At 72.0% G+C, this 20,669-nt stretch carries 23 protein-coding genes; 8 read left to right on the plus strand and 15 right to left on the minus strand.

Features of this window, described 5'->3' with window-relative positions:
• Positions 1-158 precede the first annotated feature (158 nt).
• From ACFYXU_RS16985 to ACFYXU_RS16995, 3 genes are all read right to left on the minus strand, one after another.
• Positions 159-899 carry a dienelactone hydrolase family protein gene (locus tag ACFYXU_RS16985; protein WP_389458183.1) on the minus strand — a complete coding sequence of 247 codons (741 nt, stop codon included), beginning with the start codon at positions 897-899 and terminating at the stop codon, positions 159-161.
• 209 nt (positions 900-1,108) lie between these two features.
• Positions 1,109-1,678 (minus strand): TetR/AcrR family transcriptional regulator, encoded by a 570-nt coding sequence (locus ACFYXU_RS16990; RefSeq protein WP_389405693.1) that lies wholly within the window; start codon positions 1,676-1,678, stop codon positions 1,109-1,111.
• The gene (locus ACFYXU_RS16995) at positions 1,675-2,037 is read right to left on the minus strand and encodes a DUF1304 domain-containing protein (RefSeq protein ID WP_389458185.1); all 363 of its coding nucleotides are present in this window, start codon (positions 2,035-2,037) and stop codon (positions 1,675-1,677) included. The genes ACFYXU_RS16990 and ACFYXU_RS16995 overlap by 4 nt, the downstream gene beginning before the upstream one ends.
• A gap of 362 nt (positions 2,038-2,399) precedes the next feature.
• Between ACFYXU_RS16995 and ACFYXU_RS17000 the strand changes: the two genes are divergently transcribed.
• Positions 2,400-4,310 carry a ricin-type beta-trefoil lectin domain protein gene (locus ACFYXU_RS17000; RefSeq protein ID WP_389458187.1) on the plus strand — a complete coding sequence of 637 codons (1,911 nt, stop codon included), beginning with the start codon at positions 2,400-2,402 and terminating at the stop codon, positions 4,308-4,310.
• 49 nt (positions 4,311-4,359) lie between these two features.
• On the opposite strand, the gene ACFYXU_RS17005 is transcribed toward ACFYXU_RS17000, so the two are convergent.
• On the minus strand, positions 4,360-6,021 hold the full coding sequence (locus ACFYXU_RS17005) for an amidase family protein (protein ID WP_389458189.1): 1,662 nt from the start codon (positions 6,019-6,021) through the stop codon (positions 4,360-4,362).
• Positions 6,022-6,408: 387 nt separating this feature from the next.
• Here ACFYXU_RS17005 and ACFYXU_RS17010 point away from each other — a divergent pair, with 387 nt between their 5' ends.
• The gene (locus ACFYXU_RS17010) at positions 6,409-6,939 is read left to right on the plus strand and encodes a hypothetical protein (RefSeq protein ID WP_389458191.1); all 531 of its coding nucleotides are present in this window, start codon (positions 6,409-6,411) and stop codon (positions 6,937-6,939) included.
• Between the two features lie 61 nt (positions 6,940-7,000).
• Here ACFYXU_RS17010 and ACFYXU_RS17015 read toward each other — a convergent pair whose 3' ends face one another.
• Positions 7,001-7,357, minus strand: a complete 357-nt coding sequence (locus ACFYXU_RS17015) for a DUF805 domain-containing protein (RefSeq protein ID WP_376507807.1) — start codon at positions 7,355-7,357, stop codon at positions 7,001-7,003.
• A gap of 292 nt (positions 7,358-7,649) precedes the next feature.
• Between ACFYXU_RS17015 and ACFYXU_RS17020 the strand changes: the two genes are divergently transcribed.
• Together ACFYXU_RS17020 and ACFYXU_RS17025 are read left to right on the plus strand one after the other, a co-directional pair.
• Positions 7,650-8,132, plus strand: coding sequence for a DedA family protein (locus ACFYXU_RS17020; RefSeq protein WP_389458193.1), 483 nt, complete (start codon positions 7,650-7,652; stop codon positions 8,130-8,132).
• Positions 8,133-8,176: 44 nt separating this feature from the next.
• Complete coding sequence (locus ACFYXU_RS17025; RefSeq protein ID WP_389458195.1) at positions 8,177-8,791, plus strand: hypothetical protein; 615 nt, start codon at positions 8,177-8,179, stop codon at positions 8,789-8,791.
• On the opposite strand, the gene ACFYXU_RS17030 is transcribed toward ACFYXU_RS17025, so the two are convergent.
• From ACFYXU_RS17030 to ACFYXU_RS17050, 5 genes are all read right to left on the minus strand, one after another.
• The gene (locus ACFYXU_RS17030; protein WP_389458197.1) at positions 8,792-9,802 is read right to left on the minus strand and encodes an aldo/keto reductase; all 1,011 of its coding nucleotides are present in this window, start codon (positions 9,800-9,802) and stop codon (positions 8,792-8,794) included.
• 110 nt (positions 9,803-9,912) lie between these two features.
• Positions 9,913-10,743 (minus strand): aldo/keto reductase, encoded by an 831-nt coding sequence (locus ACFYXU_RS17035; RefSeq protein ID WP_389458199.1) that lies wholly within the window; start codon positions 10,741-10,743, stop codon positions 9,913-9,915.
• A 64-nt stretch (positions 10,744-10,807) separates the two neighbouring features.
• The gene (locus ACFYXU_RS17040) at positions 10,808-12,028 is read right to left on the minus strand and encodes an MFS transporter (protein ID WP_389458201.1); all 1,221 of its coding nucleotides are present in this window, start codon (positions 12,026-12,028) and stop codon (positions 10,808-10,810) included.
• 229 nt (positions 12,029-12,257) lie between these two features.
• Positions 12,258-12,665: an STAS domain-containing protein gene (locus tag ACFYXU_RS17045; protein WP_389458203.1), complete on the minus strand. Its 408-nt coding sequence runs from the start codon at positions 12,663-12,665 to the stop codon at positions 12,258-12,260.
• A gap of 147 nt (positions 12,666-12,812) precedes the next feature.
• On the minus strand, positions 12,813-12,968 hold the full coding sequence (locus ACFYXU_RS17050; RefSeq protein WP_361398184.1) for a DUF6131 family protein: 156 nt from the start codon (positions 12,966-12,968) through the stop codon (positions 12,813-12,815).
• A 267-nt stretch (positions 12,969-13,235) separates the two neighbouring features.
• On the opposite strand from ACFYXU_RS17050, the gene ACFYXU_RS17055 reads away from it, so the two are divergent.
• Positions 13,236-13,559: a plasmid stabilization protein gene (locus ACFYXU_RS17055; protein WP_376507798.1), complete on the plus strand. Its 324-nt coding sequence runs from the start codon at positions 13,236-13,238 to the stop codon at positions 13,557-13,559.
• On the opposite strand, the gene ACFYXU_RS17060 is transcribed toward ACFYXU_RS17055, so the two are convergent.
• Positions 13,537-14,439 carry a serine/threonine-protein kinase gene (locus ACFYXU_RS17060; protein WP_389458205.1) on the minus strand — a complete coding sequence of 301 codons (903 nt, stop codon included), beginning with the start codon at positions 14,437-14,439 and terminating at the stop codon, positions 13,537-13,539. The genes ACFYXU_RS17055 and ACFYXU_RS17060 overlap by 23 nt on opposite strands.
• Positions 14,440-14,809: 370 nt before the next feature.
• Between ACFYXU_RS17060 and ACFYXU_RS17065 the strand changes: the two genes are divergently transcribed.
• Entirely contained in the window at positions 14,810-15,034 is a 225-nt protein-coding gene (locus tag ACFYXU_RS17065) for a DUF6458 family protein (RefSeq protein ID WP_376507796.1), read from the plus strand.
• A gap of 410 nt (positions 15,035-15,444) precedes the next feature.
• Here ACFYXU_RS17065 and ACFYXU_RS17070 read toward each other — a convergent pair whose 3' ends face one another.
• Positions 15,445-17,163: a thiamine pyrophosphate-dependent enzyme gene (locus ACFYXU_RS17070; protein WP_389458207.1), complete on the minus strand. Its 1,719-nt coding sequence runs from the start codon at positions 17,161-17,163 to the stop codon at positions 15,445-15,447.
• 916 nt (positions 17,164-18,079) lie between these two features.
• Entirely contained in the window at positions 18,080-18,685 is a 606-nt protein-coding gene (locus ACFYXU_RS17075) for a hypothetical protein (protein WP_376507792.1), read from the minus strand.
• A 351-nt stretch (positions 18,686-19,036) separates the two neighbouring features.
• Here ACFYXU_RS17075 and ACFYXU_RS17080 point away from each other — a divergent pair, with 351 nt between their 5' ends.
• Positions 19,037-19,462 (plus strand): SsgA family sporulation/cell division regulator, encoded by a 426-nt coding sequence (locus ACFYXU_RS17080; protein WP_376507791.1) that lies wholly within the window; start codon positions 19,037-19,039, stop codon positions 19,460-19,462.
• An 84-nt stretch (positions 19,463-19,546) separates the two neighbouring features.
• Complete coding sequence (locus tag ACFYXU_RS17085; protein ID WP_361398202.1) at positions 19,547-19,720, plus strand: CsbD family protein; 174 nt, start codon at positions 19,547-19,549, stop codon at positions 19,718-19,720.
• 211 nt (positions 19,721-19,931) lie between these two features.
• Here the strand turns inward: ACFYXU_RS17085 and ACFYXU_RS17090 are convergent, their stop codons facing one another.
• Both ACFYXU_RS17090 and ACFYXU_RS17095 read right to left on the minus strand, forming a co-directional pair.
• Positions 19,932-20,192 (minus strand): GlsB/YeaQ/YmgE family stress response membrane protein, encoded by a 261-nt coding sequence (locus ACFYXU_RS17090; protein ID WP_329857608.1) that lies wholly within the window; start codon positions 20,190-20,192, stop codon positions 19,932-19,934.
• A 203-nt stretch (positions 20,193-20,395) separates the two neighbouring features.
• Entirely contained in the window at positions 20,396-20,590 is a 195-nt protein-coding gene (locus ACFYXU_RS17095) for a hypothetical protein (protein WP_376517722.1), read from the minus strand.
• Positions 20,591-20,669 lie beyond the last annotated feature (79 nt).

The raw sequence follows: 20,669 nt of genomic DNA on the forward strand, positions 1-20,669 counted from the left end.
CGCGGGTGACGGGCGACGCGTCCTTCGCGGCGGCCGCCCGTCACCCAGGGTGGGGTCAGGTGCCGGGCAGGGGTGCTGCCCGGCACGGTTCAGGGTCCGTCGTCGGCGCGACGGACCGGCGTCACTTCAGGGTCCGTCGCCGGCACGACGGACCGGCGTCACTTCAGGTGCCGGGCGAAGAACTGGTCCGCGGCGTCGCTCGCGTGGTGCGGGACGCCGGTGTGCCCGCCCATGTTGGCGTGCAGGGTCTTCTCCTCGGAGCCCAGCGCGTCGAACAGGTCCAGGGACGCCTGCCGGTCGTTGCCCCGGTCGTCCCACTGCAACAGGACGTGGACGGGGATGCTGACCCGGCGGGCCTCCTCGAACACCGCGCGGGGCACGAAGCTCCCGGCGAACAGGACGGCGGCGGCGACGCGGGGCTCCACCGCCGCCAGCCGTACGCCGATGGAGATCACTCCGCCCGAGTAGCCGACGGGGCCGCCGATCTCGGGCAGGGACAGCAGCGAGTCGAGGGCGGTCTGCCATTCGGGGACGGCCTCGTCCACGAGCGGCAGGATGAGGGCGTCGATGATCTCGTCGGTGACCGGTTCGCCGGCTTGGACGGCCTGCCGCAGGGCGGCGCGGGCCTGGTCGACGCCGGGCATGCGGGGCCGGTCGCCGCTGCCGGGAAGCTCGATGGTGGCGGCGGCGAAGCCCCGGGCGGCGCAGTGCCGGGCCCGGTCGAGGAGCCTCGGGTGCATGGCGCGCAGCCCGAGGGGAGGGTGGCCCAGCAGGATCAGCGGTGCCGGTGCGGTCGGTGAGGCGGACGCCGGCGTCCAGAGGATGCCGGGGATGTCGCCGAGGGTGAACGCGCGCTCGCGGACGTCGTCGTCGAGGCGCTGTTCGGAGGTGAAATGCATGGTCGTGCCTTTCGGAGTGCACAGGAATGGCGCTCCCGGACGACGACCTATCGCCCGACCGTGACCCCGGAGGAGAGCACCCATGTCGAAACGTTCACGGGTACCACCTCCTTGTTCTCTCGCACGGCCACCGGCAACGTAGCAGTGCCCGCGCGGCCCCGGCAAACGGATTTCACCCCGCGAGCGCGCCCTCGGAATCCTTGCCCTCCTCAGGCGCGGAGCGGCGTGCGGTGCAGGGAGATGAGCAGGCGCCAGACTCGGTGGGCGATCTCGTCCGGGGTGGCGTCGATGAGGCCGTGCAGCCAGTCGCCGAGGACTCCCGCGAACGTCGCCGCCACCGCGGAGGCGACCAGGTCCGGTTCCGGGGCGCCGGCCAGCGCGCGCTCGGATCGGCTCCGGGCCCGGAGGTCCTGGTGGAGCACGAGGCCGAGGGGGCCGCTGCCGCCCGGGCGCAGCAGCTCGCGGTAGAGCGCGGCGTGCGGGGCGATGTCCTCGAAGAACGTCAGCAGGGCCGCGGGAGGGGCCTCGGGGTCGGGGACGCCCCGCCACGCGTGCAGGGCGTCCACGGCCTCCCGGACGATGTCCGCGCAGGCGTCGACGGCGAGGGCCTCTAGGTCCGCGTAGTGCAGGTAGAACGTGGCGCGCCCTACCCCTGCCCGGCGTACGAGCGCGGCGACGCTCACGTCCGCGAGCGGGCGCAGGGCGCATTCCTCCAGGAGCGCCCGGCCGAGCTTGGCCCGGGTCCGCGCCGTACGGGGATCTGCGGACGGGGCGGTCATCGGGCGATCAGTACGGCGGCGAGCGCGAGGGCGCCGGGGGCGGCCTGGGCCGCGAGGATCCGCCGGTTGGCGGTGACTCCGCCGTACAGGCCGGCGACGACCACGCAGACGAGGAAGAAGACCTGGACCCGGAAGCCGGTGGGGTCGTCCGCGATCAGGCCCCAGACGAGCCCCGCGGCCAGGAATCCGTTGTAGAGGCCCTGGTTCGCGGCCAGCGGCGCGGTGGCCCGGGCCATGTCGGCGTCGAAGCCCGAGAGCTTGCGGCCCGGCCCCTTCTGCCAGAGGAACATCTCCAGGACCAGGAAGTAGGCGTGGAGCGCGGCCACGAGCCCGACCAGGACGTTGGCTGTGGTTTCCATGGAGGGGGACCTCTCGATTTAGTGGACAGGTGTCCATAATAACTGGACAGCTGTCCAGCATGTCCAGTGGTCGCCACGGCGGGTGGGGGAGTGCGCGTCGGCCCGGGTGGTGCTCCGATCGACCGGTCCGCCCTTGTCGTGTCCGTGACTCGGCTCGCGGGCGATGGTCGACAAACCGTCGAACACACCTGTCCCCGTGCGGAGTTGGCGTGCGCGAGGGGTTGACGGAGGGTCCGGCTCCTTCATAACTTCACACCTTGATAAAAGCCTTGCCGTCGTCTCCCGGCGTGCGCACGGACGGACCCGCCTCGGCCGGTCCGTTCTGCCGGGCCGCGAACGTCCCCCACCGAAAGGCATGTCAGGTGCTGAGCACTTCTCCGTCGTACGCCCATCGCGGGCGAGCACGCCCCCGCCGCCTCGCCGCCCTCCTGTCTGGTGTCCTGCTCGCGGGCGGCCTCGTCGTCACCGGCCCCGGAGTCGCGCAGGCCGCGGGCGAGCGGGTGGACGTCTGGCTGACGACCACCTCCGACGCCGGAGGCCGAACCGTCACGCGGGGCCTCGCCCCGCAGACGCCGGTCGCCTTCGGCCCCGCCGGCGGCGGCGCGAACCGCACGATCACCGTCGACGAGTCCGTCACCTACCAGCAGTTCGAGGGTGCCGGGGCGTCCATCACCGACACCACCGCCCATCTCCTGCGCGGCGGTGCGATCAGCGCCGCGACCCGCGACGAGGTCATGCGCAAGCTGTTCTCGCCCACCGACGGGATCGGACTCTCCTTCGTCCGCAATCCGATCGGCGCGTCCGACCTCTCCCGGCCGGGGAACGTCTCCCTCGACGACACCTGCTGCGACCTGGCCGACTTCGGCACCAACGGCTACGACACGAACGTGCGGCTGCTCACCGCCCAGGCCAAGCAGCTCAACCCCGCGCTCCGGGTGAAGGCCGTGCCATGGAGCGCTCCGGGCTGGATGAAGGACAACGGCCGGATGGACCAGATGGGCTGGCTGAAGTGGGAGTACTACCCGCTCTACGCCCAGTACCTGGTCAAGTACATCCAGAGCTACCAGGCGGCCGGCGTCAAGGTCGACTACCTCTCCGTCCAGAACGAGCCCAACTGCTGCCAGGCCGGCAACCCCACCGCCATGAACTACCCCGGCATGAGCTGGAACCCCTCGGGACTCGTCGAGTTCACCAAGAACCACGTCTACCCGGCGTTCCGCGCCGCCGGCATCACCACCAAGGTCCTCGTGCACGACTGGAACTACGGCGACTACGCGAACTTCGGCGCGGCCGTCCTGGGTGACAGCGGCGTGCGGAACGACCCCCTCTTCGGCGGCATCGCCTGGCACGGGTACGCCGGGGACCCGGCCGTCGGCAGCCAGGTCCACGACCAGTACCCGTCCGTGCGGCAGTTCAGCACGGAGCACTCCGGTGGCACCTGGATCACGAACCAGCACGACGAGGACCTGAAGGACCTCGTCGGCTACGCACGGAACTGGAGCGGCAGCCTGGTGAAGTGGAGCCTGGCGCTCAACCAGGACATGGGCCCGCACAACGGCGGCTGCGGCACCTGCACCGGCCTGATCACCGTCCAGGAGGGCGGCCCGCGCGCCGGACAGGTCGACTACACGATCGAGTACTACACGACCGGTCACCTCACCAAGTTCGTCCGGCCCGGCGCGTACCGGATCGCCTCCACCGCCGACTCCGCCGTCCCGAACGTGGCCTGGCGCAACCCGGACGGATCGAAGGCGCTCATCGCCCACAACGCCGGCTCGACCTCCCAGTCCGTACGCGTCGACTGGGGCGGCCAGTCCTTCACGTACACCCTGCCCGCCCGGACCACCGCCACCTTCACCTGGGCCGGTACGAGTGCCGGCGCGCCGAGCGGGCCGCTGACCGGCCTCGCCGGGAAGTGCCTCGACGTCGCCGGAGCGGCCACCGCCGACGGCACCCCCGTCCAGCTCCACACCTGCAACGGAACCTCGGCCCAGCGCTGGACGCTCGCCGCCGACGGCAGTGTCCGGGCCCTGGGCAAGTGCCTCGACGCCACCGGGGCCGGCACCGCGGACGGCACCAAGGCCCAGCTCTACACCTGCAACGGGACCGGTGCGCAGCGCTGGGCGTACAACCCCACGACACACGACGTCGTGAACACCGCCGCCGACAAGTGCCTGGACGTCACCGGCAACTCCTCGGCCGACGGCACCCGCGCGCAGATCTGGACCTGCACGGGCGCCGCCAACCAGAAGTGGGCCCATCAGCCCTCCTGAGCCGCGGGTCCTCGGAGCGGCCGTCCCCGTCCGGGGCCGGCCGCTCCGGCTATGCCGCCGGACGCGGTCCCGAGGACGGCAGGTACCGGGGCGCGCGCCAGGCCTTGAGCCGCTGTTCGACCGCCGCTCCCAGGGACAGCAGTGCGGCGTCCTGACGGTCGCCGGACATGAGGAGCAGACCGACCGGCAGCGGGCCGACGGATCCGGCGGGCACGGACAGGGAGGGATATCCGGCGACCGCCGCAGGGGTGGACGACGGGATCACGTCGTTGTCGCCCCGCGCGCAATCGGTCGTCCACGCGGGTGGGTTCGCCGGGGAGGCGATGGCGTCCAAGCCGTGGGCGGCCATCGTCTCGTCGATGGACCGCCGGGACAGGTCCCTCAGCTCGGCTCGCATCGCCCGGTAGCCCGGGTCCGTGGTGGGCGGCGCGACCAAGGCCTGCTCGAACAGTTCCTGGCCGGCGAAGCAGGTCCGCTCGGCCGGGTGCGTACGGTTGAACTCGACCAGCGCGGCGAGATCGCGCGGCCCCTCGCGGGAGGCGAGGTAGGCGTCGATGTCCCGGTGGAACTCGCTCAGCAGGGCGGGGAACTCCAGCTCGGCGAGCCGGTCCTGGTACGGGGGTGTCACCTCGACGACCTGGGCCCCGGCCGCCCGCAGCCGGGCGGCGGTCCGGGTCATCAGGGCGTCCACGTCGGCGCCGAGCGAGGGGAGGCGCCACAGGCCGATCCGCTTGCCCCGCAGACCGTCTCCGGGCGGGCCGTCGCCGCGCAGCCCGTCCCGGACCGGCCCGGCGCCGGGCGGGCGCGCCCCGGGCGGGGCGGCCTCCGCGCGGCCGGAGTCGTCGCCCGGGACCCGGCTTCCGCCCCGGTGGCCGCGTAGCACCGCGAGGGTGATCGCCGTGTCCACGACGTTGCGTGCCAGGGGGCCGGCCGTGTCCTGTTCGGCGGAGATCGGGACGACCCCGGACTGGCTGACCAGCCCCAGGCTCGGCTTGAGACCCACCACCCCGTTCATCCCGGCCGGGCAGACGATGGAGCCGTCCGTCTCGGTGCCGATCGCCACCTGCGCCAGGGACGCGGCGACGGCGGCTGCCGAGCCGGAGGACGATCCGCACGGATTGCGGTCCAGGACGTACGGGTTGCGGGTCTGCCCGCCCACCGCCGACCAGCCCGACGTCGGCCTCGCGGCACGGAAGTTGGCCCATTCGGACATGTTCGTCTTGCCGAGGATCACCGCCCCGGCCGCACGCAGCCTCCCGACCAGCTCCGCGTCCGAGCCGGGCGGGCTTCCGGCCAGCGCCAGCGACCCGGCGGTCGTCGGCATGTCGCGGGTGTTCACGTTGTCCTTCAGAAGCACGGGAATGCCGTCGAGCGGGCCGCGGACCTTCCCGTGACGGTGCCTGAGGTCACTTGCGGCCGCCTGGCTCAGCGCCGTGGGGCTGATCCGCAGCACCGCGTTGATCTTCGGGTCGATGGTCTTGATGCGCCGCAGGTACGCCGACGTCAGCTCGGACGCCGTCAGGGACCCGCGCGTCATGCGCGCCTGTAACTCGGGGATCGTGACGGTGTCCAGGTCCACCCCGCGTACGCGTACGGAGTCGACGGGGGGCGAGGGGGCGGCGGCGCGCGACGCGACGGCAGGGGCGCCCGCCGCCAGAAGGGGTGCCACGGCCAGCGCCGTGCTCAGTGCCCACACAGTTCTCTTCTTCATGGAGGACAGACCACTCCAGCGGGACCGGGTGGCGCAAGACCGACGCGGCCCGCCGCGCGAGCCTTTCACCGGGATGCGTCGATCACTTTCCGTCGCAATTCCGCCACTCATGGTGACCCTGCGCGGCCTCCCGGCAGGCGGTCGCATGAGCCCGTGTCCCGCCAGGGAAGAATCGTTGTCTCATGCATCGATGCGTGCACGCGTGTACGAGACGGACGGAGCTGTCGTGCCGCCGGATGCGGAGGGGGCGGTTCGACGGCCGCTCCGGCCGACCGGTTCCGTCCTTCAGAGGCCGCTCCGGCCGTGGAAGGGTGAATTCCGTTGTCCGGGCGGCCCGGCGTGGGATCGGGACGCCTTTCCGCATGCAGGAAGCAGAAGGGACACCTCATGTCCGCGCGCAAGACCCTGGCGCTCATGACCGCCGCCGTCGCCCTGATCGCCGGCCCCGCCCTGTCCGCCCAAGCCTCGGCCGCGCCGGCCGCCTATGCCGGGCAGGCCCGAGCCGCAGGACTCTCCGAGGGGCAGGCAGCGGAGCTCCGGCGTCAGGTCGACTCGTTCCTCGCGGAGGATCCGCACGCCCGTCAGATCTCCGCGAACCGGCTCGCCACCGCGGGCGGCACCGTCACCCTGGAGGTCCCCGGCCGTTCCGAGACCCGCGATCTGGCCTCGCCCGAGACGGCCCTGGCCTGCGGGGACGGCCACCTGTGCATCACGGACGGGCGCGGGCGCACCTACGACTACTACCGCTGTGGCCTCTACAGCTTCGACGGCATCGGCGACGGCACCTTCAACAACAACCAGACCCCCGGCACGCGCGCCCGCTTCTACAACTCGGACGGCAGCGAGCGCTGGTCGAACGTGGCCAAGTCCACGGGCACCGCGAGCTGGACCCCCGTCTTCCAGATCCGCCCCTGCTGACGGATCGCCCAGGCCCTGCCCTCGCCCCCTCGGCCGCCGGGGGCGAGGGCAGGCGTGTCCGTCAGTACGCCGTGGCGGGCTTCGGGCTGGGCCCGTACGCGTTGTCGTTCCGCTCGCCCTCGGTGGCGAGGAAGGCGATCAGGATGACGGCGCCGATCAGGGGGATCAGACCGAGAAGGACCGTCCAGCCGGAACGTCCGGTGTCGTGCAGGCGGCGGACTGTCACGCCCAGGTGCGGCAGGAGTACGGCCAGGAAGTAGATCGGGTAGAGCAGCGGAAAGGTGCCGATCGCGAGGTCGACCACCACGACGACGATCACCGCGATGATGTTGAAAAGTAAGAACATCCAGTGTTCCTGGCGACGCGCCCGCCCTGTGAACACCACGTACTTCTTGAGGACTTCGAGATACCAGTTCACGTATTTCCCCCATGATTCCGGATGACGCGAGCGGTCGTCCGCCCCCGCGGAGCACAGCCTTGCGCACGATCGACCGGATTGCTTTCGCTTTGCTTTCGCTTCAGGGAATCTTGGTCCGCCCTGCTCCACTCCGGTCATGGTGTGTTTTCGGGGCGGTGGGCGCCGTGTACCAGCCGTGGTGCCTTAGGTTAGGCTGACCTTGCCTGGCGTGCGGAACTCCGGCCAGCGGGTTCGGGTTCCGGTGCGGCGGGCGGGAATTCATACGGCGGAACCGCAGAGAGGACGAGGCGCCGTGGAAAAGGTCGCGCTCACGGCCGGGGCGCTCTACGTCATCATCCTGCTGCGCGCCGGTGGGACGTTCGCCGTCGGATGGCTCGCCGGCGCCGGTGCCCGGCGCAGCCGCTTCGCGGACCGGATCTCGTCGGAGAAGTTCCAGCGTGCCGAGCGGGCGATCCAGAAGTGGGGCGCGCCCGTGGTGGCCGTCTCCTTCCTGACCGTCGGCTTCCAGACCGCCGCCAACTTCCTGGCGGGCACCATGCGCATGCCGCTGCCCCGCTACCTCCCCGCCCTGTTCGTGGGCGGCGCCGCCTGGGCGCTGATCTACGCGACCGTGGGAATCGGCGCGCTCGAAGTCCTGGGAAGGCTCTTCGCCGAGCGGACGGCCCTCGGGGTGACCGCCGTGGCCGTCCTCCTCCTCGCGGCGTGCGGCCCGGTGCTCTACCGCAGGAGAAGGACGACACCACGTCCCGACACCGCGGCGCCCGAGCAGGTCTGACCTCGTCCCGCGCCACAGAGCCCGAGACGCGCCCAGGAGACGGAATGATCACGGAGTACCAGCAGAGGCTGCGTGCGCGCTACCTCACCGCCACCGTCATGCCGGCCCCCGCGCCGTGGCAGCCGGTGTGGAACCGCCCGACCTCGGTCGGGGGCCTGCTGGGCATCGGCTTCGCGGTCCATCCCGGGACGGGTCACGACCTCGTGATGGTTGTGTCCGGTGCCGGCCACGGCGTCTTCGACGCCGTCACCGGCGAGACGGTCGCCCGCGACCGGGACCCCGACCCCGACACCAGCACTCCGGACGCGGCGCCCGAGCTCACCTGCCCCGGGCTCGGTCCGATCGCGGGCCGGGCGGTCCGTATCGCCGGGCTCTTCGGCGGCGGCCTGCACCGCACCACGCCGGACGGCTGGACCCTGGACGTCGTGAGCCCCGACTGGCCCCACGACCGCGTCATCCTCTCCGCCGACGGAGGCGCCCACCGAGGACCCGCGGGCGGCACGTGGTGGCATGTCTTCCACTCCGACCACTCGGAGCTCCGCGCGGCCGGATTCTCGCCCTCGGGCCTGACCCTCGCGGTCGCCACCAGCGGCGACCTCACGCTGTGGACCCGCCCGGACCCGCACTTCGACGCGCCCGACGCGACGAGCGCGGGATGATCAGGCGCCGTGGGGGAGCGGTGCGGCCGGGCTGACCAGAGCGGCCGCGCGGAGGTCGTGCCAGAACGCGGCCGGGACCGTCTCGTCGAGGGCCGCGACGTCCTCGGCGATGCGACTCGGGCGCGTGGCGCCGGGGATGACGGCCGCCGAGACCGGGTGGGCGAGGGAGAACTGGAGCGCGGCGGCCTTGATCCCGACGCCGTGGCGGTCGGCGAGGGCCTTCAGCCGTCCGACGCGCTCGATGACCTCCGGCGGCGCCTGCTGGTACTCGAAGTGCGTGCCGCCCGCGAGGATGCCGGAGCTGTACGGCCCGCCGACGACCATGTCGACGCCCTGCTCCCGGGCCATGGGCAGCAGCCGTTCCAGGGCGTGCTCGTGCTCGAGGAGCGTGTAGCGGCCGGCGAGCAGGAAGCCGTCGGGGCGAGGCTCGTCGAGCGCGAGCGTCAGCTCGATCGGCTCGGTCCTGTTGACGCCGAGGCCCCAGGCCTTGATGACGCCCTCGTCGCGGAGCCGGGACAGGACGCGGAAGGCGCCGGTGCGGGCCTCCTCGAACTTCCCCAGCCACAGGTCGCCGTGGAAGTCCTGGGCGATGTCGTGGACCCAGACGATGTCCAGCCGGTCGGTTCCCAGCCGCTTGAGGCTGTCCTCGACGGAGCGCTCGGTGGCCTCGGCGGTCCACGAGTGGACCAACCTGTTCGGGTTGCCGTGCTCGAAGAGGCCGCCCTTCTCGCCGAGGTCGCGCGCGGCGGTCTCGTGCTCGTCGAGGACGACCCGCCCGACCTTGGTGGACAGGACGTACGCGTCGCGGGGCTTCCCGGCCAGCACCCGGCCGAGACGCTCCTCGGCCAGGCCCGCTCCGTAGAACGGGGCGCTGTCGTACAGACGGATGCCCTGGTCCCAGGCCGCCTCGACGGTGGCGAGGGCCTCGTCCTCGGGGATGGCGCGGAACATGTTGCCGAGCGGAGCGGTGCCGAAGCCGAGCCGGCCGGGGAGGATGTCGGTGAGGGACATGAAGCTTGCCTTCTGGGTTCTCGGTGGGGGTGGGGGAGAGGGAGGGCGGGGCGCGGTGGGTCCTCTCGGACGTCCGCGCCCGGCTGACGACGTGCGGGGCGCTTCCGGGGTCAGTTCAGCTCGTCGGGGTGCGGACCGGTCCGCAGGCCGCGGTCGACACCGGCGATCGCCGCCATCTCCTCCTCGCTCAGGGCGAAGTCGAAGACGTCGAGGTTGGCGCGGATGCGGGCCGGGGTGACCGACTTCGGGATGACCACGTTGCCGAGCTGGAGGTGCCAGCGGATGACGACCTGGGCGGGCGACTTGCCGTGGGCGGCGGCGATCGTCACGATCGCCGGGTCGTCGAGGACCGCGCCCTGTGCCAGCGGGCTCCAGGCCTCGGTCGCGATACGGTGCTCGCCGTGGAAGGAGCGGAGCTCCGACTGCTGGAGCGCGGGATGCAGTTCGATCTGGTTGACGGCCGGGGTCAGCGCGGAGCCGTCCATCAGCCGCCGCAGGTGCTCGGGCTGGAAGTTGGAGACGCCGGCGGCACGGATCCGGCCCTCCTCGGCGAGACGCTCCAGGGCGCGCCAGGACTCGCGGTACAGGTCGCGGGCCGGGGTCGGCCAGTGGATCAGGTACAGGTCGACGTGGTCCAGGCCGAGCTTGGCCAGGCCGGCGTCGAACGCGCGCAGGGTGGAGTCGTAACCCTGGTCGGCGTTCCACAGCTTGGTGGTGACGAACAGCTCCTCGCGGGCCAGTCCGGACGCGGCGAGGGCGCGGCCGACACCGGCCTCGTTGCCGTAGACGGCCGCGGTGTCGATGCTGCGGTAGCCGGCCTCCAGCGCGGTCGTCACGGCGGCGGTCGTCGCGTCGTCGGCGACCTGGAAGACGCCGAAGCCGAGCTGCGGGATCTCGACGCCGTTGTTCAGGGTGACGGTGGGGACGGTGGACGGTGCCATGGTGGGGGTGCTCCTCGATGGGGTGAGCGCGGCGCGCTCGGCGGTGCGGGTGGATCGGGTGGGTTCAGTGACGTACGGGTACGGGGGTGGGGGCCGCCGCCGTGACCCCGGCGGCCCGGGCGGCTTCCGCGTCCTTCGCGGGCCCCCGGCGCTCCAGCGCCGCCGACCAGAAGGCGAGGAGGAGCGCGGCGCCGGCGAGGGCCGCGCCGACCCAGTTCGGGGCGGTGTAGCCGAGGCCCGCGGCGATGACGAGCCCGCCGAGCCAGGCGGCGAGGGCGTTGCCGAGGTTGAAGGCGCCGATGTTCACGGCGGAGGCGAGCGTCGGCGCGCCGTGGGCCTGGTCGAGGACGCGCTTCTGCAGCGGCGGCACGGTCGCGAAGCCGAGCGCCCCGACGAGCAGGATGGTGATCGCCGCCAGGACCTTGTGGTGCGCGGTCACGGTGAAGAGCGCGAGCACGACCGCGAGGCCGCCGAGCGTGATGTACAGCAGGGGCATCAGGGCGCGGTCGGCGAAGCGTCCGCCGATCAGGTTGCCGAGGAACATGCCGATGCCGAAGAGCACGAGCAGCCAGGTGACGGAGCCGTCGGCGTAACCGGCGACGTGGGTCATCATCGGGGCGATGTAGGTGATCGCGGCGAACACACCGCCGAAGCCCAGCACGGTCATGGCCATGGCCAGCAGGACCTGCGGGTTGCGGAAGGCCTTCAGCTCGCCGCGGACGCGGGCGCCTTCGGGGCGCGGCATGGGAGGCACGAGCCTGGCGATGCCGAGGAGCCCGATCACACCGAGCGCGGCGACGATGGCGAAGGTGACGCGCCAGCCCACGGCCTGCCCGATGAACGTGCCCAGCGGTACGCCGACGATGTTGGCGACGGTCAGCCCTGTGAACATGGTGGCGATGGCGCCGGCCTTCTTGTCCGGGGCGACGAGTCCGGCGGCGACGACCGAGCCGATGCCGAAGAAGGAGCCGTGCGCGAGCGAGGCGATCACGCGGCCCGCCAGCATCAGCTCGAAGCTCGGCGCGAGGGCGGAGGCGAGGTTGCCCAGGACGAACAGGCCCATCAGGGCCATGAGCATCTTCTTGCGGCTGATCCTGTTGCCCAGGACGGTCAGGAGGGGCGCGCCGACGACTACGCCGAGCGCGTAGCCGGTGACCAGCAGGCCGGCGGTGGGGATGGTGACCCCGTAGTCGGTGGCGATCTGGGGCAGGAGCCCCATGATCACGAACTCGGTCGTACCGATGCCGAAGGCCCCGACGGTCAGAGCGAGCAGGGCGAGCGGCATGGTCGGCCCCTTCCCGGAATTGCTTGAACGATCCCTTTGCATGCTTCGACAATAATTGCATGCGCGCTATATGTGCAAGCGCAGGTAGGTCGTGCGGTCCGGAAGATGCCGGGCGCGGCTCAATCGGTCGGGGGGTGGGGCGGTGTTCTGTGGCGGGGCGGGGATCGGTCCGTGACAGGAAAGTTCCCCGCAAGCCGCTCAGTCGGTCTCGGCGGCAGGGACGGACGTATCAGTCCGTCACGGCGGGGACGTAGGTGAAGAGGGTGTCCGTGTGGGTGCGTTCCAGCAGCCTGATCATCTGGTGGCTGGGCGCCGCCAGGACGAGGCGCTGTCCTTTCCGCAGCGCTCGCCGCCTGGCCGCCAGGAGCGCGTTGAGCCCCGAGGAGTCGCAGAAGGAGGAGTACCGCAGGTCGACGACGATGATCGCGCCCGCAGGGGCCTGTTCCAGAGCCGCCGTGAGCGAGGCCGTCAGCGCCCGCGCGTGCTCGAAATCCATCTCACCGCTCACCCGGACCACACTCTGTCCGGATGCGGAACCTGTGCGCGGGCGATCCGTGGCCGCGGCGTCGGTGCCCATGGTGCACCTCCTACGTGCTGGGCGTGCCCTGCGCGGTGCGCTCCATGCCCGCACAGGCATGGTCCTGCTGACTTCGTGAGCCGTGGTACGGCGGGTGTGGCGGCCTGCCGACGTGCCTCGTGAACTAGGAGATCACGCAGACCGCCACGAACCCCGTACCCCTGGCTGAGCCCCAGACGGGGCCGGAATCCCGCGTGGGGGCAGCCGCTACCAGTAGTGCTTGCGTCCGCCGACGGCGTGGCCGAGCGAGCCCACGATCCACAGGACGGCTCCGATGACCAGCAGGATGATGCCGATGGTCCACAGGATGCTGAGTCCTGTGACGAAGCCGACGATCAGCAGAATGAGACCAAGGACGATCATGATGTCCTCCCATTTCTGTTTCCGACCTGAGTGCGTTCGTGGTCCGGTCGCGGGGCGCGCCGGTCGGGGGAACGCTTCTGATAGGTCGGTTGCCCACTCTGCCGCGCTCTATTCGATTGCCTCCCTGTGAATCGGGACGGAGTGCGGCCGAGCGCGGGCGCCGGGGCACGGCGAATGCGAACGTGGGGGGTGGGTAGACGCGCGACGCCATCCTGATCGGCCACGGCGCGCAGCGCCCGCTTCCCTCGTCCAGGAGAGGAGTCCGTCATGCCCCGAGGATCCAGCCCGAAGCGTGAGCGACAGTACGAGCACATCAAGGAGAGTGCCGAGGAGCGCGGCGAGAGCCCCGAGCGGGCGAAGGAGATCGCGGCGCGGACCGTCAACAAGGAGAGGGCCCGCGCGGGCGAGTCCAAGACGGCGAGCAAGAGTTCCACCGAGGACATCTCCTCCGGTCGGCGCGGCGGGCTGCGCTCGCACAGCGGCGCGCAGGGCCTCACCTACGACCAGCTCTACGCCGAGGCCCAGCGCCGCAACCTGCATGGCCGCTCGTCCATGAACAAGGCCCAACTCAAGCGCGAGCTCGGTCACTGACGTCCGGGAGGCCCGTGGGGCCAGCTGCCTCGGCCGCGCGGCTGAGGGGGCGGGTGACGAGCGTTTCGGCCGGGACCCCGGTGACGCGTCGCACCGCGGGCCGGCCCCATGAGATCCGCCCGGAGACCGGCCGCGAGGAGCGTCCGCCGTCCTGCGGGGCCGCGAGGACGCGGGCGCAGGTCGCCGCGTCGGGCCGGGCCTCCGGCGACCGCGCGGTCATGGCCGACAGCAGACCGGCGAGACCCGCCGGAAGATCCGGCGGAAGAACAGGGGAGCGGTGCAGGTGGGCGAGCGCCGCCTCCAGCGGCGCGCCCCCGAACTCCGCCTCGCCCTTCAGCGCTTCGAGGAGTACCAGGCCGAGGCTGTAGACGTCGGCCGCCGGCCCCACGTCCTGGCCCAGGGCCTGCTCGGGCGCCATGTAGGAGGCGGTCCCGATGAACGCCCCGTCGGCCTCGCCCTCGGACACGGAATCGGAGGGCTCGTCGAAGCGGCGGGAGATGCCGAAGTCCGACAGGTGCGGGGTATCCGTCCGGTCCAGGAGGACGTTCGACGGTTTGACGTCGCGGTGGACGACCCCACGGGTGTGCACGTGGTCGAGAGCGGAGGCCAGGTCCGCGCCCATGCGGCAGGTCTGCGCGGGCGTGACACCCGTCCTGCGAAGGCGCTCCCGCAGTGTCGTCCCCCGGACGAGCTCCATCACCAGATAGGGCAGGCCCTCGTCGTCACCCGTGTCGTAAAGCCTCACCACGCCGGGATGGTGCATCCGCGCCAGGAGCCGGGCCTCCTCGCCGTGCCGCGCACCGGCCCGGCCGGAGTCCTCGGGGCGGAACACCTTGACCGCCACCGGGCGGCGCAGTCTCAGATCCAGCGCCTCGAACACGTCGGCCGCGCCGCCGCTTCCCAGGGGGCGGTCGAGCCGATAACGTCCGGCGCCCGCGCTCCGTATGAGATGCGGAGGGGAAGGCGTCGCACGGACCTGCATCGGTTCTCCCGGGGCTGGGGTCGGCCGCTGCCGACGGGCGGATCGGACGGCGCGTCGCCCGCCGGTGCGTGCGCGGGCTCGCGGCAGACGCGTGCCCCGTCGGTCCATGAACATCCCCTGGAAGAAGGTAAATCCGCCAGGCGAGCCACCATCGGACGCCCTGGCGGGGAGCGGGGCGGCCAGGATTCTCCGGTACGGGACGTTGGCATGATCACTGCAGACCCGGGTACGCGGACGCTGTTCGATCCGCCAGGGAGGGAGCCCTCACATGGGTCTGGGAGTGTTCATCATCATGATCGCCGTCGGGGCCATCCTGACCTTCGCCACCGACTGGAACATCAACGCCGTCGACCTCGACCTGGTCGGTCTGATCCTGATGGCGGTCGGATTCCTCGGGACCGCCGTCTACACGAGCGTCCTCCGGCGGCGCCGGATGGTCGTGCCGCCCGTGGCGCCGACGGTCACCGAAACCGAACGGCGCGACCTGCTCTGAGGTTGTCCGAAGGCCCCACCCGGGGCCGCGGTCCCCGGCCCGCGCGGTCCGCCCGAAAAAGGGAGGCATGGATTCCGGGCGCCGGGGCACAAGAACCGTGAGCGAAGGGACACGCTCACGCCGCGCGATCCACGGCCCCCCGTGCCGTGAACGCGTCGGCATCCGTGTGGGGCCCGCACCCGGCTGGGATGCGGGCCCCCACGCATGCCACGACACCTCGGACGGTACGTGCCGTACGCGGGTACTTCCTGAGGGGCACCCGGGCACCCGGGCACACCGCCACCGCCCCAGGGGGCCTTGCCGGCCGTCTCGCCCCCGACCACCGTCCCGCCCACCCGGCCCCACGCACGCGCGCCGCCGATCCTGGACCGCTGTCCGGACCGGCGGCGCGCCCGTGCGCGCTCCTCGACCTACGGCAGGTTCTCCTTGATCTTGGCGATGGCGAAGCCCCAGCCCTGCGACACCGTCGGCTTGCCTGGCACCGCCACCTCCTCGGGGTTCGTCAGGACGTCCAGCAGCACCGGGCCGGGAAGGGCCAGCGCCCGGCGGACGGCCTCGTCCAGTTCGCCGGGTTCGGTGACGCGGATGCCGGTCAGGTCGAGGGCTTCCGCGACCGCGGCGAAGTCGGGGTTGTCGAGGGTGGTGCCGAATTCGGGCAGCCCGGCCTGTTCCTGCTCCAGCTTGACCATGCCGAGACGGCGGTTGTCGAAGACGACCAGCTTGACCGGCAGCTGTTCCGAGCGGATGGTCATCAGGTCGCCCAGCAGCATGCCGAGGCCGCCGTCGCCGCAGAAGGCGACCACCTGGCGGTCGGGCGCCCAGAGCTGCGCCCCGATGGCCTGGGGCATCGCGTTGGCCATGGACCCCAGGTTGTAGGAGCCGATCAGCCGGCGGGTGCCGCGCATCCGCACGAACCGCGAGAGCCACACCGTGGCCATCCCGGTGTCCGACGTGAAGATCGCGTCGTGCGCGGCGTGGCGGTCGACCGAGGCCGCCAGGGCCTCGGGGCGGATCTGTTCCTCGCGGTTGTCGAACATCGCCCGCACGCGACCGAGCAGACGCGTGTCGTGGGCGGGGTCGGCCAGGTCCGCCTGCCCCTCCTCCCAGCGCGCGTACCGTTCGCGCGTCTCGTCGAGGTGCTCCCGCGACGAGACGGGGGTGAGCAGGGGCAGCAGCGCCCGCAGGGTCGCGGCCACGTCCCCGGTGAGGCCGACGTCCACCGGGACGCGACGGCCGAGGTGCTCCTCGCGCACGTCGACCTGCACCACACGGCAGTCCTTCGGGTACCAGTCCCGGTAGGGGAAGTCCGTCCCCAGCATGATCAGCGTGTCGCAGCTGTCCATGGCGTGCGAGGCGCCCGGGTTCCCGATCAGGCCGGTCTGGCCGACCTCGTAGGGGTTGTCCTCCTCGAAGCCCTCCTTGCCCTTCAGGGTCAGCACCATGGGGGCCGCCAGGAGCTCGGCGGTGCGCAGCACCTCCGCGCGGGCGGCCTGCGCGCCGCGCCCCACGAGCAGCGTGACCCGGGACCCGGCGGCGATCGCCTCGGCGGCCTCGGCCAGCGCCGGGTCGTCGGGACGGGTCACGGCGGGGCGGGGGAGCGCGAACCGCACGGGCCGGTCCTCGTCGACCTGCTGGTCGCCGATGTCCCCGGGCACGGTCAGCACGGCCACGCCCCGCCGTGTCACCGCCGCCCGTACCGCCGACTCCAGGAGCCGCGGCATCTGGGCGGGCGAGGTCACGGTGGCCCGGTACACGGCCACGTCCCGGAAGAGGAGGTCGTTGTCCACCTCCTGGAAGTAGTCTCCGCCCAGCTCCGACAGCGGCACCTGGCCGCAGATCGCCAGGACGGGCGCACCGCTCTTGGCCGCGTCGTACAGCCCGTTGAGCAGGTGCACCGACCCCGGCCCCACGGTGCCCATGCAGACCGCGAGTTCGCCGGAGAGCTGGGCCCGGGCGCCGGCGGCGAAGGCCGCCGCCTCCTCGTGCCGGAAGCCGGTCCAGTCGATGCCCTCGGTGGTCCGGATGGCGTCGGTGACGGGATTGAGCGCGTCGCCGACCACGCCGAAGACGTGGCCGACGCCGAGGTCCGCGAGGCCGTCGACGATCACCTGCGCGACGGTACGAGTCATGGGGTGGGGTCTCCCTTCAGGAAGGACGGAGGACGGTTCACGAGAGCGTGAACCGGTCGTGATGAGCCGCGTTCCGGTCGCCGGCCCAGGCGGTCGGCATCGACGCGGCGGAGAGGAGCTGCCCCGGTTCGAGGCCTCGACGTCGAGGCCGCGTTCGCCCGGTCGGACAGGGCACCGAAGCTCATCGCCGACACGTTGAGCAGAGCCATGTCGTCGGGCCGGGCGCAGTCGGGGCCGCCCACCCGGACCTCGAAAGGATCACCATGGACCGCCGTCTGTCCCGGATGGACGGAACCAAGCACGGAGGGGAGGAGGCGGAGTGAACCACCCGGCGGCGGCCGTTTGCGTCACGAGATCGCGGAAAGCCGGAGGGACATGGACGATGTGGGAATCGCACCACGACACGTCGTGATCGGCGGCCGCGGCCGCGCGGCGGCGTTCGCCGGGCTCGGCGCCCGGGGCCGTGCCGACCGCACCGGTCTCCACGGCGCGTCACATGACGCCGCTCGGGCGAGTGGGCGCGGCCGAGGCGATCACCGTCGAGGTGCACCCGCACGACCGCACGTGAGGAAGGTGTGACCATGAACCGAGGAACGAGCGCCGTACCGAGTCTGCGGTACGAGCGCGGGGGCCAGCTCCCGCTGACCGCGGACACCGTTCCGCTGCCGCCCGACCCCGACATCGCGCCCGTGCCCCCGCCCGCCCCGCCGCACCCCCCGGGCCCACCGGAGCCGGTGCCGCCCGGCAGGCCGGAGCCCGTGCCGCCGGGTCCCCAGCCCGTACCGCCCGGCCCCGACCCCGTCCCGCCGGGTCCCGAACCGGTCCCGCCCGGTCCGCCGGACCCCGGCGCGCCCACCCCCGAGCCCCCGAACCCCGGCCCGCCGGGGCCGGGGGACCCCGGAGCTCCGTAGCACCTTCAGGTGACCCATCTGACCCGGTCGCACGGGAGACGGGCCCGTCGGGGACCCTCGGCCGTCGAGCGGGGAGGCGCCGGCCGGGCGCCGGGAGCCAGGGCGGCGGCCACCGCGGCGCGTCGCAGCTCCTCCAGCTGCTGGATCTGACGTTCGGCCCGGCGTGCCAAGCGGCGCACCGTGTCGACGTCGATCCGGTCGTCGCCGCGTGCGACCTCGCCGAGGGCCCGCCAGAGGGCCAGCTTTCCCTGCGCCGCGAGAAGGAGCGCCTCCCGTTCGAGCACGTCGCTGAGAGGCGAACGGGTCACGAGCCGGCCGTTGAGCTTTGCCCGGCCGACCGTCTCGGCACAGCGCAGGACCAGGGCCCGGACCCGCATCACGGGAACGTCGAGTGCGGTCATGATCCGCACCAGGCTCTGGCGGTCGTCGGCGATGTCGCCGACCAGCGCCCGCAGCCGGGGGTCGGCGGGCCGGCCGTCGCTCGCGCGGGCCGCGCGGCGGGCGAGCGCGCCACCGGCGGAGGACCCGGCGTAGTGGTCGTTCAGATAGATGCGGAGCAGGCGGTCCGGATCCGGAGAACGGGACCGAGAACGATCGCGATCGAAAAGCATGTCACCGACTCCTGTCGAGACAACGGTCCTCCAGGGGCGGACCGACGAGGGGCGCGGCGATCGGACCGAAGGAACCGCCCGACCCCACGGCTGCGTCACGCCCGCGACTTCCCCGGGTGGACGGGGCGAAACCAGACGGCGTCAGGTGTGCCCTGAGGTCGGCTTCCCGTACCCATCGCGTCCGAGGCCCTCACAGTGCTGTCTCCGCGTCCCCGGCCCTGTGTGTCCTTCGTCTTCACGAAAGCACACCACCATGGGCACAGCCGAGGTGCGGGCGCGAGGTGTAACCGGGCCGTGGCGGGTCAGGTGGACATCGCAGCCACCCGTCACGCCCTCAGCCGGAGGACCACCATGCCCCAGCTCCCCGTCGAACAGCTCCCGACGCCGCGCTCCCTCACCCGGTCCATGGTCATGGAGCTGCTCAGCGCGGACGTAGCGGTCGAGGTCGAGACGACCGTCGGCTACAGCTCCCGTGACCCGTTCGCCCTGAGCGTCCTCTTCCACCTCCCGGGCGACGCGCCCGTCCTGTGGCGCATCGACCGGGAGATGCTTCTCGCGGGGGTCCTCGGCGCCACCGGTGACGGAGAGGTCCGCGTCACGCCCGCGCCCGGGGGCATGCTCCACCTGCGGCTCGGAGTGGCCGGTCACTGCGCCGTGGTCAGGTGCGGGCAGGAACAGCTCGCGCGTCTCGTACGCGACACCTTCCGCCTGGTCCCGCAGGGTACGGAGGGGCGTCACATCGACTGGCAGCCCCTGCTCGATTCCCTCAGTCACTGAGTGAGTCGAGCGTGTCCGAATGAGCATGCTTTCTTAGTGAATATGTGGGTAGCGGACCATTAGCACTCTCTGGAGGTGACGCACATGGCCGCTGGCAAGAAGGCCAAGAACATGGGCAAGTCCGTGAAGGGCAAGACGAAGGAGGCCACGGGCAAAGCCGTCGGCAACGAGCGGCTGGAGGCCAAGGGGCGCGCCGAGCAGGCTGTCGCCGATGCGAAGCAGGCCGGCGAGAAGGCGAAGGACGCGTTCCGGCACTGATCCACGGCAGGCAGGAGGCCGACCACACCCGTGGTCGGCCTCCTGCCTGCCGCGTGACGGTCGCGACGGCCCTGCCGCGTAACGGTCGCGACGGCGCCGAACGGCCGAGCGGCCACCCCTCACCCGACAGGGGAGGAGTGGCCGCTCGGCCGTGTGCGGATCGGACACGGACCGCCGGCGCGTCATCTGCGTCGTGGGATCCGCTCCGACGTCATCTGCGCGACGAGACCATGCGGAACACCGCGAGCAGGATGAGCGACCCGACGATGGCCGCGATCCAGGTGGAGACCTCGAAGAAACCGTCGACGGAGTCGACGTGGAAGATGACCTTGCCCAACCACCCGCCGAGCAGCGCGCCCGCGACGCCGATGAGCGTGGTGATGATGATGCCGCCCGGGTCCTTGCCCGGCATCAGCATCTTGGCGATGACGCCCGCGAGGAGCCCGAGGAGTATCCAAGCCAGAATTCCCATGATTCCTTCTGTCTCCCGATGTGACGTTCCGACGTGCTGGAAGCGACCAGCACTTCCGCGCGTACCCCCGATCGACTCCGGAAAGCCTGTCCTCCGTGCCCTCCTTCCGCCCGCCAGGCCGTGCGGCGCGCCCCCCGCTCCCGCAGTGCGCCGCCCTTCGTTCCGGTCCTCGCGCGGTCCCGTCCGGGATGCGCCCGATCCCGTCATCTGTGCCGGATCGTCGCCGGTGCCGCCACGGTGTGCAGGGCCCGCCGGACGGTCATCCGGGCGCTCCAGACCATCAGGCTGAGCTCCCACTTGGTGACGCGCACGAGGCTCCGGCGCAGGACGCTCTTCGGTCTCCATCGGGAGATCCGGCGGCGTCGGCGGCGGTGGTGGTGGCTCGATCTGTTCTTCACCCGATCCTCCTGACGCTCGGCTCGGTCGGGCAGCTGTCAGAGGCCTGGAGCGGCCCCAGCCGTCGTCCCGGGCGGCGGC

The sequence above is a fragment of the Streptomyces sp. NPDC002232 genome (assembly GCF_042890295.1).
Lineage (GTDB): Bacteria > Actinomycetota > Actinomycetes > Streptomycetales > Streptomycetaceae > Streptomyces.

Coding starts and splice junctions, on each gene's coding strand:
- ACFYXU_RS16985 (WP_389458183.1), bottom strand. CDS start 899: ATGCATTTCACCTCCGAACAGCGCCTCGACGACGACGTCCGCGAGCGC.
- ACFYXU_RS16990 (WP_389405693.1), bottom strand. CDS start 1,678: ATGACCGCCCCGTCCGCAGATCCCCGTACGGCGCGGACCCGGGCCAAG.
- ACFYXU_RS16995 (WP_389458185.1), bottom strand. CDS start 2,037: ATGGAAACCACAGCCAACGTCCTGGTCGGGCTCGTGGCCGCGCTCCAC.
- ACFYXU_RS17005 (WP_389458189.1), bottom strand. CDS start 6,021: ATGAAGAAGAGAACTGTGTGGGCACTGAGCACGGCGCTGGCCGTGGCA.
- ACFYXU_RS17010 (WP_389458191.1), top strand. CDS start 6,409: ATGTCCGCGCGCAAGACCCTGGCGCTCATGACCGCCGCCGTCGCCCTG.
- ACFYXU_RS17025 (WP_389458195.1), top strand. CDS start 8,177: ATGATCACGGAGTACCAGCAGAGGCTGCGTGCGCGCTACCTCACCGCC.
- ACFYXU_RS17030 (WP_389458197.1), bottom strand. CDS start 9,802: ATGTCCCTCACCGACATCCTCCCCGGCCGGCTCGGCTTCGGCACCGCT.
- ACFYXU_RS17035 (WP_389458199.1), bottom strand. CDS start 10,743: ATGGCACCGTCCACCGTCCCCACCGTCACCCTGAACAACGGCGTCGAG.
- ACFYXU_RS17040 (WP_389458201.1), bottom strand. CDS start 12,028: ATGCCGCTCGCCCTGCTCGCTCTGACCGTCGGGGCCTTCGGCATCGGT.
- ACFYXU_RS17045 (WP_389458203.1), bottom strand. CDS start 12,665: ATGCCTGTGCGGGCATGGAGCGCACCGCGCAGGGCACGCCCAGCACGT.
- ACFYXU_RS17050 (WP_361398184.1), bottom strand. CDS start 12,968: ATGATCGTCCTTGGTCTCATTCTGCTGATCGTCGGCTTCGTCACAGGA.
- ACFYXU_RS17055 (WP_376507798.1), top strand. CDS start 13,236: ATGCCCCGAGGATCCAGCCCGAAGCGTGAGCGACAGTACGAGCACATC.
- ACFYXU_RS17065 (WP_376507796.1), top strand. CDS start 14,810: ATGGGTCTGGGAGTGTTCATCATCATGATCGCCGTCGGGGCCATCCTG.
- ACFYXU_RS17070 (WP_389458207.1), bottom strand. CDS start 17,163: ATGACTCGTACCGTCGCGCAGGTGATCGTCGACGGCCTCGCGGACCTC.
- ACFYXU_RS17075 (WP_376507792.1), bottom strand. CDS start 18,685: ATGCTTTTCGATCGCGATCGTTCTCGGTCCCGTTCTCCGGATCCGGAC.
- ACFYXU_RS17080 (WP_376507791.1), top strand. CDS start 19,037: ATGCCCCAGCTCCCCGTCGAACAGCTCCCGACGCCGCGCTCCCTCACC.
- ACFYXU_RS17085 (WP_361398202.1), top strand. CDS start 19,547: ATGGCCGCTGGCAAGAAGGCCAAGAACATGGGCAAGTCCGTGAAGGGC.
- ACFYXU_RS17090 (WP_329857608.1), bottom strand. CDS start 20,192: ATGGGAATTCTGGCTTGGATACTCCTCGGGCTCCTCGCGGGCGTCATC.